Origin of the sequence: Pontibacter mucosus (genome assembly GCF_003054055.1) — a bacterium.
GTDB lineage: Bacteria > Bacteroidota > Bacteroidia > Cytophagales > Hymenobacteraceae > Pontibacter > Pontibacter mucosus.
Window position 1 is genome coordinate 208,769 of the sequence record NZ_QBKI01000007.1, and the last position, 12,753, is coordinate 221,521.

General features: G+C 55.4%; 9 protein-coding genes. 3 read left to right on the top strand and 6 right to left on the bottom strand.

Annotated features, from left to right (window positions below):
- From C8N40_RS14750 to C8N40_RS14760, 3 genes are read left to right on the top strand one after another with little or no spacing between them, the layout of a single operon-like run.
- Window positions 1–1,287, top strand: a complete 1,287-nt coding sequence (locus tag C8N40_RS14750; protein WP_108212541.1) for a nucleoside permease — start codon at window positions 1–3, stop codon at window positions 1,285–1,287.
- 57 nt (window positions 1,288–1,344) lie between these two features.
- The gene (locus tag C8N40_RS14755; protein WP_245905138.1) at window positions 1,345–2,208 is read left to right on the top strand and encodes a hydroxypyruvate isomerase family protein; all 864 of its coding nucleotides are present in this window, start codon (window positions 1,345–1,347) and stop codon (window positions 2,206–2,208) included.
- A gap of 60 nt (window positions 2,209–2,268) precedes the next feature.
- A complete protein-coding gene (locus tag C8N40_RS14760; protein ID WP_108212543.1) occupies window positions 2,269–3,141 on the top strand; it encodes a sugar phosphate isomerase/epimerase family protein in 873 nt (290 codons plus the stop codon).
- 76 nt (window positions 3,142–3,217) lie between these two features.
- Here C8N40_RS14760 and C8N40_RS14765 read toward each other — a convergent pair whose 3' ends face one another.
- The 6 genes from C8N40_RS14765 to C8N40_RS14790 all read right to left on the bottom strand — a co-directional run bounded on the left by C8N40_RS14765 (window position 3,218) and on the right by C8N40_RS14790 (window position 12,742).
- Window positions 3,218–3,667: a hypothetical protein gene (locus tag C8N40_RS14765; protein ID WP_108212544.1), complete on the bottom strand. Its 450-nt coding sequence runs from the start codon at window positions 3,665–3,667 to the stop codon at window positions 3,218–3,220.
- A gap of 340 nt (window positions 3,668–4,007) precedes the next feature.
- Entirely contained in the window at window positions 4,008–5,315 is a 1,308-nt protein-coding gene (locus C8N40_RS14770) for a sugar MFS transporter (RefSeq protein ID WP_108212545.1), read from the bottom strand.
- A gap of 284 nt (window positions 5,316–5,599) precedes the next feature.
- Window positions 5,600–6,877, bottom strand: a complete 1,278-nt coding sequence (locus C8N40_RS14775) for an MgtC/SapB family protein (protein WP_108212546.1) — start codon at window positions 6,875–6,877, stop codon at window positions 5,600–5,602.
- A gap of 88 nt (window positions 6,878–6,965) precedes the next feature.
- Window positions 6,966–8,303, bottom strand: coding sequence for a TolC family protein (locus C8N40_RS14780; protein ID WP_108212547.1), 1,338 nt, complete (start codon window positions 8,301–8,303; stop codon window positions 6,966–6,968).
- Between the two features lie 60 nt (window positions 8,304–8,363).
- On the bottom strand, window positions 8,364–11,450 hold the full coding sequence (locus C8N40_RS14785; RefSeq protein ID WP_108212548.1) for an efflux RND transporter permease subunit: 3,087 nt from the start codon (window positions 11,448–11,450) through the stop codon (window positions 8,364–8,366).
- 161 nt (window positions 11,451–11,611) lie between these two features.
- Window positions 11,612–12,742, bottom strand: coding sequence for an efflux RND transporter periplasmic adaptor subunit (locus C8N40_RS14790; RefSeq protein WP_108212549.1), 1,131 nt, complete (start codon window positions 12,740–12,742; stop codon window positions 11,612–11,614).
- Between the last annotated feature and the right edge of the window lie 11 nt (window positions 12,743–12,753).

The window sequence follows — 12,753 nt, forward strand, 5'->3', positions numbered from 1 at the left end:
ATGAACTCGCTGACCCGCATTAAACTATCTTTCATGATGTTCCTGGAGTTCTTTATCTGGGGCGCATGGTTTGTAACGCTAGGCACCTTCCTGTTCAACAACCTGAACGCCACAGAGCTTGAAACTGCCAGTGTTTTCTCCACACAGTCTTTCGGGGCCATCATCGCGCCGTTCATTATCGGTCTTATCGCCGATAAGTACTTCAACGCGGAGCGCATACTTGGTGTGCTGCACCTGATAGGCGCTTTATTGATGTACCAGATGTACAACGCCACGAACGTGGGCGATTTCTACCCGTACGTGCTGGCCTACATGATCGCCTACATGCCCACACTGGCCCTGGTGAACTCGGTGTCGTTCCGCCAGATGCAGAACCCGGAGAAGGAATTCTCTGTAATCCGCGTGTGGGGCACCATCGGCTGGATTGTGGCGGGTCTGTCGATTAGCTACATCTTCCACTGGGACTCGGCCGACGGTATTGGCGAAGGACTGCTGCGCAACACGTTCATGATGGCGGGTATCGCTTCGCTGGTACTGGGCGTGTATAGCTTTATGCTGCCTAAAACGCCGCCGGTAAAGAGCCAGGACAAGAGCAATTCCATCTCAGAGATCCTGGGCCTGGATGCCATCAAGCTGCTGCAGAACAGGAACTTCCTGATCTTCTTTATCGCCTCTATCCTTATCTGTATTCCGCTGGCCTTCTACTACCAGAACGCCAACCCGTTCCTGTCGGATATCGGCCTGGAGAACCCAACGGGCAAGATGACGATTGGGCAGATCTCTGAAGCCCTGTTTTTACTGCTGCTGCCTGTCTTCTTCACCAGATTTGGCTTTAAGAAAACCATCCTGATAGGCATGCTGGCCTGGACGCTGCGCTATGTGCTGTTTGCCTACGGCAACGCCGGCGAGTTGTCCTTCATGCTGATCATCGGCATCGCGCTGCACGGCATTTGCTACGACTTCTTCTTCGTGTCGGGCCAGATTTATACCGATGCCAGGGCAGGGGAGAAGTATAAGAGCTCGGCCCAGGGCCTGGTGACGCTGGCTACCTATGGGGTGGGCATGCTGATCGGTTTCTGGGTGGCTGGTTATATCAGCGAGTACTACAGGGCGGCAGATGTGGAGAACTTCTGGCAGAGCGTGTGGCTGGTGCCGGCTGGCATCGCGGCCGTGGTAGCGTTGCTGTTCATTATCTTCTTCCGCGATGATAAGGAGGTTGCTGCCAAGGCAACCGACAAACCCTATGGCGCCGAAACCGAAAGGCAGGAGCTGACAAGTTTACCATAATTCACCCGTTCCGATATGTTACATAATTCGAGCCGCAGAAGCTCTATTAAAAAGATTATGGCTGGTACAGCCTCCATCACGGCAGCCGCCACCGTATTGCCTGTGCTTACAGCTTGTGCACAAGGTCAGGAAGCCGAAGAAAAGACCAATACAAAATTGAAAGGAAACATTAACCACGCCGTGAGCCGCTGGTGCTTTGGACACTTATCATTAGACGAATTGTGCAAAGAGGCCAAGGCGATGGGCATCAAGGGCATCGACCTGGTAGGGCCCGAAGACTGGCCCACGCTAAAGAAGTATGGCCTGGAATCCACGATGTGCAACGGAGCCGAGATAAACCTGGTCGATGGCTTTAACGACAAGAAATTCCACGCGCAGCTGATTAAGAGCTATACCGACATGATTCCTCGGGTGGCCAAAGCCGGGTATAAAAACCTGATTTGCTTTAGCGGCAACCGCCGTGGCAAAACCGACGAGGAGGGATGGAACAACTGCGTGGAAGGCCTAAAGCAACTGTTGCCGCTGGCCGAGAAGCACAACGTGGTGCTGGTCATGGAGCTGCTCAACAGCAAGGTAGACCACAAGGATTACCAGTGCTCTAAAACTGCCTGGGGCGTGGAACTGGCCAAAAGGCTCGGCTCGGAGAACTTCAAGCTGCTCTACGACATTTACCACATGCAGATAGACGAGGGTGACGTGATCCGCACCATCCGCGACAACCACCAGTACATTGCCCACTACCACACCGCCGGCGTACCCGGCCGCAACGAGATAGACGAAACCCAGGAGCTGTACTACCCGGCCATCATGAAAGCCATCGTGGAGACCGGCTTCAAAGGCTACGTGGCGCAGGAGTTTGTGCCAAAGCGGGACGATAAACTCGCCTCGCTGCGCCAGTCTATCCAAATCTGCGATGTATAAGCTGTATTTAAAGTATAAATCTCAAACCCTGAAAATCAACTCCTAACGAGATAATTATACATGACAACAAGACGTGATTTTCTGCAGCAGGCAGGTTTGCTGACGGCAGGTATACTCATTGCCCCAAGCTGCATGGTGGCCAAGGCAGACACCAAAAATATCGGCATACAGCTGTACTCGCTTCGAGAGGAGTTGCCTAAGGATGCAAAAGGCGTGATCGGAAAAGTGGCTCAGGCAGGGTATAGGGAGGTAGAGACCTTCGGTTACTCCAAGGAGCGCGGCTTTTTCGGGATGCAGCCAAAAGAGTTCGCCGACCTGCTCAAGCAGCATAACCTGACGGCCCCGAGCGGCCACTTTGGCCTGGATTCATACATCGGAGAGGGCAACGAGGAGGAGCTCAAGTCCTATATCGACGCGGCAAAGGCGGTGGATATGAAGTATATCATCGCGCCATACCTGGGCCAGCAACTACGCCAGAGCGCCTCGGATTACCAGCGTGTGGCTGAGCGTCTTTCTAAAGCAGGGGAGGCATGTAAGGCTGCCGGCCTGCAGGTAGCCTACCATAACCACGATTTTGAGTTCCAGCAGTTCGGCGACACCACTGGCCTTGATATTATGCTGCGCGAGACGGACCCTGAGCTGGTGAAGTTTGAGCTGGACCTGTACTGGGTGGTGCGCGCAGGCCTGGACCCGGTGGAGCTGTTCAAAAAGTACCCCGGTCGCTTTGAGCTGTGGCACGTGAAAGACATGGACAAAGCCAACGAGAAACTCAACACCGAGGTAGGATCCGGTTCTATCAACTACAAGCAGATTTTTGATAATGCGAAGCTGGCCGGCGTGAAGCACTACGTGGTGGAGCAGGAAAACTTCGCCATGGACCCTTTCCAAAGTATAGCCCAAAGTTATACTTATGTGAAGGATAACCTGCTGTAGGGTTATACTCCCAAAGGAAAAAAGGCAGGCTATACTTTAAAAGTATAGCCTGCCTTTTTTGGTTCGTACCGGTTAACTATAGGGACGTGTTTGGGGCCGATACGTTAGACAGGTTCTTTTCAGCGCTCAGCCACGCCCGTGCCTGGCCTTCATCGGTAAAGTTCTTCAGCTCAAACGGGGGCGAAACAGTGGTGTGGACGGCCTGCTCATTGGCTATGGCACGCTTCTCTACTTCAGGGTTAAACGACTCTAGCCGCGCCAGCTTTTGCAGCCGTGTGTGAGCCAAGCCTGTCGCCAGTTTCAGGGCTATCTCCCTGCCATACTCCGGAGGGGTCGTGACGATGGTTTGGCGCCCATCGAGCAGGAGGGACTTGATATCATAATTCCTGACCGTCTCGATGATCACATCAACGCTGTGGTGGATCTCGGGGAGGAGGAATTCATGCAGGTCCGGGTACTGCACACACAGGATATCTTTGCCTGGGTCATAATCAAGCTTGATCAGGCCATTTTGGTAAAGCAGCATATCAAGAAGTATGTGATGAGGTCAAATTAATAAAATCCAGGTACATAATACCACTATCAGGTTAGTTATGCGCTTCTGCCGTTATTTTGCCATCAAACCCACCCCTGGCCCCTCCAAGGAGGGGAATCCACGCGACATAGAAAGTAGTTTCGTTGCGCATAGATGAATCCATAGGAGTATATAGATGAATCCGTAGGAGTATAAGTAATCAAATAGCGGAAGGCCGTGCGCTCTTGCTCAAACAGATCTCTTCCTAAAGCTCCTTTAGAAGGACGACAAATAAAAAGCGCCTCCCGAACACTATTTTCCGGGAGGCGCTGGAAGTATATTTTAAAGTAGTTTATACTTTTCTGCCTACCTTGTGGCCTTTCGTGGCATAGAACCAGATGAACAGGTAGCAAGGCACCATGATCCAGTAAGCATCCTGTGCGTTCCAGCTGTCGGCCAGGGCACCATAGGCAAGCGGAATAATGGCTCCACCGGCAATACCCATCACCAGCAGCGACGAGGCAGCTTTGGTGAAACGGCCTACGCCAGCCAGCGCAAGCGGCCAGATAGCAGGCCACATCAGGGAGTTAGCCAGGCCCAGCAGGGCGATGAAGGCCACCGATACGTAACCAGTCGTCATGATGGCGCCTATTGTAAAGGCTACACCTAGTATAGCGCAAATCTTCAGGGCATCCTCCTGCTTAATATACTTGGGGATGGTAACGATACCAATCAGGTAGCCGATTACCATGGCCGCCATGGTGCCGCTGGTAAAGAACTTAGCCGTGGTGAGCGGAATTCCCTGCTCTGCGCCGTAGCTGATGATGGAGTCGCCGGCCATTACTTCCACGCCCACATAGAGGAACAGCGTCAGCACACCCAGCATTACGTGAGGGATCTCGAATACGCTCTTTTTGCCGGTTGTGGCAGCGGCCGAAGTCTCGTCCTCCTCGTCAGTATCAATTTCCGGAAGGGAGGAACGGTAGATCCAGATGCTCAGGGCAAGCAGCACGATGATGATGCCAATGTATGGCGGAATTACCTCCAGGGCCATCTCGTCGAGGGCGGCGGCACGTGCGCCAGCCTCCATACCTGCTACTTCGGCGCGCAGGGTGTCGGCCCCTTCCAGGCTCAGGAACAGGCCCAGGATGATAGGGGCTACGGCACCGGCCACTTTGTTACAGATACCCATGATGCTGATACGCTTGGCTGCACTCTCAGCAGGTCCTACGATGGTGATATACGGGTTAGAAGCCGTCTGCAGGATAGCCAGGCCGCAACCGAGCAGGAACAGGCCTATCAGGAACAGCAGGTAAATGCGCGTCATGGCAGCCGGGATAAAGAGCAATGCGCCTACGGCCATCACCACCAGGGCCACTGACATGCCTTTCTTAAAGCCAAAAACGCCCAGCACACGCGGGGAGATTGGCGTCATCACCAGGTAGGCAATGTAAAAGGCGAAGGTTACGAAGAAAGACTGGAACTTGGTCAGCTCACAGGCGATCTCCAGGTAGGGGATCAGCAGGGAGTTTAGCCAGGTAACAAAGCCGAAGATAAAAAAGAGGGCACCGATAATGATCATGGCACCTGTGCTGCCCTGTTGCTGCTGGGCCAGCTCCGGCGTGTGTTGCCGCTCGTGTGTCGTGGACGTGTTTGCCATAGTGTTGTTACTAAGGTTGGATGAGTGGTAAAGGTTTGTTCAAGGATGCTTGCTTTATGTAGAACTTATCCGGCAACTTGTAGTGTGGCCTGTGTTTGAAGCAGAAATTATACTTCTGCCCCGATGGCTATACTAGCTCCCTGCCAAGGGTTCTGAAATGCAAGATACTCTTATTTTTAAATTATCTCTTGTGTAGGCGCACACAGTTTAACGGAAAGTATAAATTTTTCTCTGGTGAGCGGGAAGTACAGGCGGTAGCGCGGAAACAGGTGCCGTATAGCAGGCTATGCAGCGCCGCTTAGCACGATGTCTAACTTAAAATCTTCCGGCCAGAGCCAGAGCACCAGCAGGCCGCCGGCCAGCACCATGCCAAACAACAAGGCTACTTTACCAAACACCGAGCGATTTCCGAGCACCCCAACCAGACCAGCCTTGAAAGCGATGTTGGAGAGAGCCGCTACCAGTATAAGCCGCCATCCGTTTGCGGGCTGCAGTTCGCCTACCTGCATCAGGCGGGAGGTGGAAAGCGTGATGGCATCCACATCCGTAAGCCCCGAAATGATGGCCACGATGTAAAGGCCGCCGCTGCCCAGCTGGTCCTTGGCAAAGGCAGTGGCAAGTATAACAATGGCATAGATGGCCCCGAAAACAAGTGCTGTCTTGAGCTGGGCCGGGTTATCCTGCTCCGGCATGGTGTCCTGGCTGTCGTCCCGCATCAGGTACACCACAATGGCCAGTACCAGCATCAGCAGGAAAACAGCGGCCAGCGGAGGCGCCACCGTTGGCAACGTACCCGGTGCGACGACAGCCACCTCGGTGATGATGCGGACAAAAGAAACGGTGGAGGCAATGAAAATAACCAGGGCGGCCAGCATGCTGCTGGCGTGCTGTTCCTTGCTGCGGCGGGCATAGCTCACTGTCGTAGCCGTACTGGAGATCAGGCCACCAAGTATACCACCCAGCACTGTCCCGGATTTCTGCCCGAACACCTTGTAGGCAAAGTAGCCCAGCAGCCCCAACCCCACAATCAGCACCACCATCAACCAGATATTGTACGGGTTGAGTACCTGGTAGGGGCCAAAGGTCCGGTCGGGAAGTACGGGCAGCACCACCAGCGAGATCACAACAAACTGCATGATGGCCCTAAGGTCATTCTGCCCAATTTTGGCCACGATGCCGTGGAGGGTTTCTTTCAGGTGCAGCAGTACGGCCACGCTGGCGCCCACGGCCACGGCCACGGTTGTCTGCCCCAGCACCAGGTAGGCGCCCACCACATACATCAGCAGCGCAGCTGCCTCGGTGGTAAGGCCGATGTCAAAGTTAGGGGTTTTGCTGCGCATAAAGTTAGCCACAGCCATCAGGGCAGCCAGGCTGAAGAGGCCGGAGGCCAGGATCCAGCCCCCGAAGTCCTGCGCCAGAAAGCCGGACAATGTTCCGAAAAGGGTGATAAGCGGAAAGGTGCGGATGCCCGCCAGTTGCGACTGGTCATGCTGCCGCTGCAGCCCTACCAACAGCCCCAGGCCAAGCGCGATAGCAAGGGTTTCGAAAAGCTCTAGCTCCATAAACTGTTGTAATGTGCTTTGAAGGTACAGCTATAAAGTATAAAAGTATAGCCATGGCTATACTTTTATACTTCAGGGTATGTGATGCTTACTGCCGATTTTCCTGCAACAAGGTGCTGCTCAGGCGTTTTAGCTCAATCTCAGCAGATTTTGCCTGGAACTGTATGTCGATGAGGCGGTTGGAAGCCACCAGTTCGTTCCGCTGTGCCTCGCGCAACTCAATAGCAGTCAGGATGCCAAGACGGTATCGCTCCAGGGCTATCTCTGCATTTTCCTGCGCCAGCTTCACGTTGCTTTCCTCCAGCTCCAGCAGTTGCAGGCGGTTGGCGTACTGGCTGTAGGCACGGGCCAGGTCTGCCTGCAGGCGGTTCTCCTCGCGCCTAAACTCCAGGTCGGCCGTTTCAAGGTTGATGCGGGCATTCTGCGCCTGCCTGTTCAGGTTAAAGCCGTTAAAGATGGGCACGTTCAGGCTGAGGCCGTAGTTGTAGCCGCGGTTCTGGTTAAAGCGGGCCTGGAACTCGTTCAGCGGCTCGGCCTCCGAGCGGCTGAAATTGTAGGCGCTTTGCGCCGTTACCGTCGGGAACCGGCGGGCGCGTACGGACCTGATATCGAGGTGGGCCAGCTGGCGCTCCAACTGCAGGCGTTGCAGCAGGGGGTTGGCCGCCTGCAAATTGTTGGCGGCAAGGCTATAGTTCACCGTGGGGTCCACCACAATGCTGTCGGTTACCTCGAAGTCTGTATCGGGGTTGCGGCCCAGCAGCTGGTTTAGGTTGATTTTGGCATTTTGCAGCACCTCCTCCTGCAGCAGCAGCTCCGAGCGGTCGGCATTGTAATCCACCTGCGCGCGCAGAATCTCCACTTTGGCGCTCACGCCCACCTCATACTGGGCTTGTGCAATTTCCGCACGAGCCTCCGAAATGGCGATGGCATCCTGGATGGCTTTAATCTTGGACGACTGCCGGGCCACTTCGTAGTAGCTGGCGATGATATCGGCAACGGTGTTCTCCACTGTTTGCTTTGTGAAGAGTTCCCCCGACTTTTCCAGCGTTTTCAGTCGCTCCAGGTTGATAAACATCCCCAGGCCGTCAAAGATCACCCAGTTCAGGTTCACCCCGTAGCTGATGTTGTTGGAACTGGCTCCCTCCCGCACGCGGTCCGGACCGGTGTTAAACTCCTGCCGCGAGTTGTTCTCGCTGAAGGTACGGGAGGCGCGCCCGTCGATATTGGGCAGAATACCGGCGTTGCCCAAGGTCACGTTGTTCTGGGAAATGGCTTCCTGCCGGCCGGCTATCTGTATGTCGTAATTGTTCTGTAACCCTATTCGGATGGCTTGCTCCAGCGATAGTTGCTCCTGGCTAAAGGCCTTTCCTGGTAGTAATAGCACCAGCCCTATCAGGGCAAGTGCTGCGGCTCTGTATGAAAACATTTATACGTTGCTCTGTCGCGTTTAAATCCTTTGGCTAAAATAATTTAATAGTGGCAGCGGCTATACATACTCTGGCTGACGCTTGCTCACCTCCGTTTCCTCCTCTACCTCCTCAACCACGTTGGCTTTGGACGATGAGAAGTATGAATAAACTGCCGGGATTACATACAGCGTAAGCCCGGTGGCCAGTATCAGACCACCTACCACGGCAATACCCATCGGAATACGGCTCTCGGCACCAGTACCCAGGGCCAGCGCAATAGGCAGGGTACCCAGAATGGTGGACAGCGACGTCATCAGGATAGGGCGGAAGCGCGACACGGCGGCATCTGTGGCAGCCTCCAGCTTGGTCAGGCCTTCCTGCTTGCGCTGGTTGGCAAATTCTACCAGCAGGATACCGTTCTTCGTTACCAGGCCCACGAGCATGATCATACCAATCTGGCTGAAGATATTCAGCGTCTGCCCATAGAACCACAAGCTGATCAGGGCGCCGGCAAGGGCCAGAGGCACGGTCAGCATGATGATGATAGGGTCGACAAAGCTCTCGAACTGAGCCGAAAGTGCCAGGTAAATCAGGCCTAACGCGAGCACGAAGGCAAAGAGCAAGCTGCCGGAGCTCTCCGAGAAATCCCTGGACTGGCCGGTCAGGGTAGTCTGGAAGGTTTCGTCCAGCACCTCATCTGCGATGGCATCCATGGCCTCTATTCCATCGCCAATGGTTTTGCCCTTTGTCAGGGTGGCGCTAAAGGTGGCGGCTGCAAAACGGTTAAAGCGGTATACTTGCGGTGAGGCGCTTTCTTCCTTCAGCTCGATCAGGTTGTCCAGCTGGATAAGCTCGCCGGTGTTGCTCTTTACGTACAGGCTGCGCAGGTCCAGCGGTTCGCTGCGGTTCTCGCGGGCAACCTGACCCAGGATCTGGTATTGCTTTCCGCCCTTTACAAAGTATCCGAAGCGAGTGCCGCTCAGGCCCAGCTGTATCGTCTGGGCAATGTCGCGTACGCTTACACCCAGGGTCTGGGCTTTCTCTCGGTCAATCTCCACCCGCAGCTCCGGCTTGTTAAACTTCAGGTTCACGTCCACGAAGTTGAAAGTAGGGTCTTGCTGGGCTTTCTCAAGGAAAGGCGGGATGATTTCGCGCAGCTTCTCCATGTTCTGCGACTGCACCACGAACTGCACCGGCTGGCCGGCACCACGCCCGCCACCCAGACCCTTGTCGCCCGAAGCAAATGCCCTGGCTCCCGGAATCTGGTTTATCAGCGGAGGCAGGCTCTCCACAATCTCCTGCTGTGTCTGGTCACGCTCATCCGACGGCACCAGGCGCAGGCGGATGAAGCCCGAGTTGGCGTTCCGCGTCATCGAGGTTATACTGGAGATACCCTCAATCGAATCGTTCACCAGGGCCGTCAGCTCGTTCATGTACTGGTCCATAAACTCGAATGAGGCACCCTCCGGACCCGTGGCGTTAATTCTAAGGCCGGCGCGGTCTTCCTCCGGCGTCAGCTCTGATTGCAGCGTAGACATTTGCCACCAGATAGTGCCGGCGGCCACAAGTATAAGTATAAACGCCACCCAGCGCACCCGCATAAAGGCTTCCAGGCTGCTGCGGTAGCCGTTGGTCAGGGCCAGGAAGAATGGCTCGGTCTTGCGGTAGAACCAGTTCGGCCTTTCGCGGTGCTTGAGGATGCGCGAGGACATCATCGGCGTAAGCGTGAGCGACACGAAGGACGAGATAATCACCGAGCCTGCCACCACAATACCGAACTCCCGGAAAAGCCTACCAGTCGTGTCTTCGAGGAAGGCAACCGGCATAAAAACCGCCGCCAGGGCAACCGTGGTGGAAATAATGGCAAAGTAAATTTCCCTGGCGCCGTTCTTGGCGGCCTGCAACGGTTTCTCTCCCTTCTCTATCCGGCTGTAGATGTTCTCCAGCATCACAATGGCGTCGTCCACTACCAGGCCGATGGCCAGCACGATACCCAGCAGGGTGAGCACGTTGATGGAGAAGTCCATTACATACATGATGAAGAAGGTGCCGACAAGGGACACCGGAATGGCTACTACCGGAATGAGCGTGGAGCGCCAGTCGCGCAGGAACAGGAAGATTACGACTACCACCAGGCCAAAGGCCACGATGATGGTTTCCTGTACTTCGGAAATGGAGGCCCGCACGTACTGCGAGTTATCGAAGCCTATGGTTAGCTGCAGGTCTTCCGGGATGTCTTTTTTGATGTGCTCGAGGCGCCTGTAAAACTCATCGGCGATCTCAATCTGGTTAGAGCCCGGCTGCGGCACCAGCACCACGCCAATCATCGGGATGCCGTTGTAGCGCAGTACGGTTTTCTCATTTTCAGGGGCCAGTTGGGCGTAGCCGATGTCGCGGAAGCGGACCAGGCGATCGGCATCCTGGCGCACGATCAGGTTGTTGAATTCCTCCGGCGTAGAGATACGGCCCATGGTTCTCACCGAGAGCTCGGTAGTGGCGCCTTCGATACTTCCCGAAGGCAGCTCCACGTTCTGGCGGGCCAGGGCAGTCTGCACTTCCAGCGGGGTTACACGCAGGGCCGCCAGTTTCTCCGGATCCATCCACAGGCGCATGGAGTAGCGTTTATCACCCCAGATCATGATCTCACTCACACCAGGGATGGTCTGCAGCTGCTCCTTAAACACGTTCATACCTATATCCGAGAGCTCCAGCAGCGAGCGGCTCTCGCTCCGGATGCCCAGGAACAGGATCGGGTTGGCGTCGGCATCAGCCTTTGCCACGGTAGGAGGCTCGGCGTCCTCCGGCAGCCTGCGCTGTGCCCTGGCCACCCGGTCGCGCACGTCGTTCGCTGCCGTTTCCAGGTCCACATCCAGGTTAAACTCCACAGTAATATTACTGCTGCCCTCGCTGCTGGTGGAGGTAAGCGTCCGGATACCGGCAATACCGTTAATGGATTCCTCCAGCGGTTCTGTAATTTCCGACTCTATTGTCTCGGCGTTGGCGCCCACGTAGGTGGTCCGTACGTTAACGATGGGCGGGTCTACGCTGGGGTACTCCCGCACCCCCAGGTAAGTGATGCCGATAAAACCGAACACCATGATTGCGATGCTCATCACGATGGCCAGTACGGGGCGTTTTATACTTATATCTGATAAACTTGCCATAAGCTTCTTCTATTTTCAGGGCCCAACATGCGGGAGGAGTACACGGGTGTGGTTCCAGCCTTTTTCCGGGCGCTATACTTCCTAACTAAGTATGCCAGTGGCTCTGGCGGTATTAACCTTAAACGTTCCAGCCTGATTTTCAGGCATAGCCGCTTTGCAAATTATTCAGCCTCAGGTGCCTGGGCCGGCTGTTCGCCTGCCTGCGTCTGGGTGTCAGAAGTTTGTACCCGGCGGATGTTCAGGTTAGAGCCGTCGCGTACCTGCAGGATACCCGAGCGGATGATGGTGTCGCCGGGGGCCACGCCTTCCATAATCTGGATCAAGGTTTCGGAGCGCTGGCCAATCTTCACCATTTGCGGCACGGCCTTCCCGTTTCGGGACAGGTAAATCTTATGGCCTGTGGCTTCCGGTATGATGGCTTCCGTTGGGATAAGGATGGCGTCGTCCGAGTCGCTGAGGGCAAGGCTCACACTCACGAAGGCGCCTGGCTTCACTTCCTCGTTCTTGTTGTCAAACAGGGCACGAACCTGCAGGGTGCGGGTGGTGGGGTCAATGCCTGGCTCCACGGCATACACAGCGGCCTGGTATACTTTCGGAAGGCCTTCCACCGTGAAGCTGATCTGGTCGCCGGTTTTTACCTGCTGGCTGTAGCGGCCAGGTATGGCAAAATCTATCTTTACGGGGCTAATGTCCACGATGCGGGCAATAGGCGTGGTAGCCGACACGTAGCTGCCCTCGCTTACCTGGCGCAGGCCAATCACGCCATCAAAGGGGGCACGTACGTAGGCTTTGGCCAGCGTGGCCTTCAGCGCCTGGATGTCGGCTGTGGCGGTAGCCAGTTGGTTGCTTACCTGGTCATACTCCTGGGCGCTGATATACTCTTTCTCCAGCAGGGTGCGCTGGCGTTCCTCCATCTCGCGGTACAGCTTTTGGTTGGCCTCCAGCTTCTGCAGCTGCGCGCGCAGTTCGGCATCGTTTACCGTTAGCAGCAGCTGGCCTTTGCTCACCTTGCTGCCTTCCTTAAAGTTGATTCCGGTTATGCGGCCGGCAATCTCGCTTCGCAGCTCCACATCCTCGTTCGGCAGCACGGTACCCGTGGTGGTGATCCGGTTCTGGAAAGCCCCCGGGGAGACCACGTATACGTCAACGGTTACGCGCTGGGCCATAGGTCCGCCGCCACCACGGCCTGCCTGCCGCTGCGGCTCCTGCTCTGCCGAAATCTGCCTGTAAACAAAATAGCCAACTGCCGAAACAGCTACTAAGATCAGGATGGTTTTTAATGTTTTGTTCATGTGCGCTATTA